Origin of the sequence: Kitasatospora sp. NPDC097643, from assembly GCF_040302625.1 — a bacterium.
Taxonomy (GTDB): Bacteria; Actinomycetota; Actinomycetes; order Streptomycetales; family Streptomycetaceae; genus Kitasatospora.
This window is the reverse complement of record NZ_JBEOSA010000159.1, coordinates 1-2,291: the sequence shown is the minus strand read 5'-3', so window position 1 is coordinate 2,291 and position 2,291 is coordinate 1. Positions and strand designations below refer to the sequence as shown.

Annotated in this window: 1 protein-coding gene; it reads right to left on the bottom strand. The window is 73.5% G+C overall.

Annotation, left to right across the window (positions count from 1 at the left end; translation table 11 throughout):
* On the bottom strand, positions 1 to 2,291 hold a 2,291-nt coding region (locus ABTY15_RS39560; protein ID WP_502893697.1), incomplete at both ends, for a type I polyketide synthase.

Genomic DNA, 2,291 nt, shown 5'->3' with positions numbered 1-2,291 from the left:
CGCCACACCGCACGCAGGCCCCGGAACACCGGCCCGTACGCGAACCCGGCCGCCCCGAAAGCCTCGTAGACCTCCTCCACCGCCACCGACTCCGCACCGGCCGGCGGCCACACCCTCAACTCCTCGCCACCAGCAGCCGATTCCTGCGCCAACAGACCCACCGCATGCCGCGTCCAGAGCACGTCATCGGCACCCTCCGCAGGCCGGGAGTGCACGGCCACGGTGCTGCGCCCGTCGGCGTCGACGGCACCCAGCCGCAGCTGGAGCCGGACCGCGCCGGTCTCGGGCACGATCAGCGGCGCCTCCAGCGTCAGCTCCTCCAAGAGCGCACAGCCGACCTGCTCGCCGGCCCGGACCGCGAGCTCCACCATGGCCGTTCCGGGCAGCAGTACCGTGCCCGCGACAGCGTGATCCGCCAGCCAGGGGTGCGCGTCCAGAGAGAGCCGCCCGGTGAGCAGGAGCCCGTCACCCTCGGCCAGCGGCACGGCGGCCCCCAGCAGCGGGTGGTCGGCCGCGCTCAACCCGGCCGCGCCGACATCGCCCAGCACACCGGTGTCGCCCTGCGGCCAGTACCGCTCCCGCTGGAAGGCGTAGGTGGGCAGATCGATGACGCGCCCGGCCCGTCCGGCGTACGCGGCCGGCCAGTCCACCGCCGTCCCGGCCACGGCAAGGCGGCCCAGGCAGGCGGCAACGGCCGCGGCCTCTGCCCGGTCGCGGCGCAGGGCCGGTACGAGGACGGCGCCACTCTCCTCGGCGAGGCAGTGCTGCGCCATGGCGGTCAGCGTGCCGTCCGGGCCCAGCTCCAGGAACGTCCGGACACCTTCGGCCTCCAGCACGTGCACCGCGTCGGCGAAGCGGACGGCCTCGCGAACGTGCCGCACCCAGTACTCCGGGTCGGCCAGCTCGGCCGACACGAGCGAGCCGGTGAGCGTCGACACGATCGGGATCCGCGGCTCCGCGAACGCCAACTTGGAAGCCACCGCACGGAACTCCGCCAACATGCCGTCCATCAGCGGCGAGTGGAACGCATGGCTGACGGTGAGCCGCCTCGCCCTCCGGCCCTGCGCCTCCCAGTCCGCCACGAGCTCCAGGACCGAACGCTCCTCGCCCGAGACCACCAGCGAGTCGGGACCGTTGACGGCGGCGATGCCCAACTCGTCGGCGCGGCCGATCAGTAGTGGCAGCACCTCGCCCTCCGATGCCTGGAGGGCCGCCATGGCGCCGCCGCGCGGCAGCGCCTGCATCAGCCGACCGCGCGCCGCCACCAGCCGGCATGCGTCCGCCAGCGAGAAGACGCCCGCCACGTGCGCGGCGGCCAGCTCACCGATCGAATGACCCGCCAGGAAGTCCGGCCGCACACCCCACGACTCGACCAGCCGGAACAGCGCCACCTCCAACGCGAACAACGCCGGCTGCGTGTACCCCGTCTCGTGGATCAGCCCCGCATCCACGATCGCCTCGCGCAGCGGACGGTCCAACAACGGGTCCAGCTCGGCACACACCGCGTCGAACGCAGCCGCGAACACCGGGAAGGCCTCCGACAGCTCCAAGCCCATCCCGACCCGCTGACTGCCCTGACCGGTGAACAGGAACGCCGTGCGACCACCGGTCGGTGCACCGACTGTCTCCGACGACGCGCCGTTCGCCAACGCCTCCAGCGCCGCCAACAGCTCCGTACGGTCGCCCGCCACCAGGCCGGCACGCCACTCGAACGAGGAGCGCGTGGTCGCGAGGGACAGCCCCACGTCGGCCACCTCCACGTCGGGACGCGCCGCCACGAACTCCCGCAGCCGGCCGGCCTGCCCGCGCAGCGCCTCCTCCGTCCTGCCCGAGATCACCAGCGGCAACGGCACTGGCGCACCCGTGCCCGCGGCGACCGGCACCGGCTCCTCGGCGGGTGCCTGCTCCAGGATGATGTGCGCGTTGGTCCCGCTGATGCCGAAGGAGGAGACCGCCGAACGGCGCGCCCGCCCGTTCTCCGGCCAGGGACGGGCCTCGGTGAGCAGTTCGACCGCGCCGGCCGACCAGTCCACGTGCGAGGACGGCTCACCGACGTGGAGGGTCTGCGGCAGCACGCCGTGCTGCATCGCCAGCACCATCTTGATCACACCGGCCGCACCCGCCGCCGCCTGGGTGTGACCCAGGTTCGACTTCACCGAGCCCAGCCAGAGCGGCTCCTCCTCACTGTGTCCCTGACCGTACGTGGCCAGCAGGGCCTGCGCCTCGATCGGGTCGCCCAGGCGCGTCCCGGTGCCGTGCGCCTCCACCGCGTCCACCTCACCGGCCCTCAA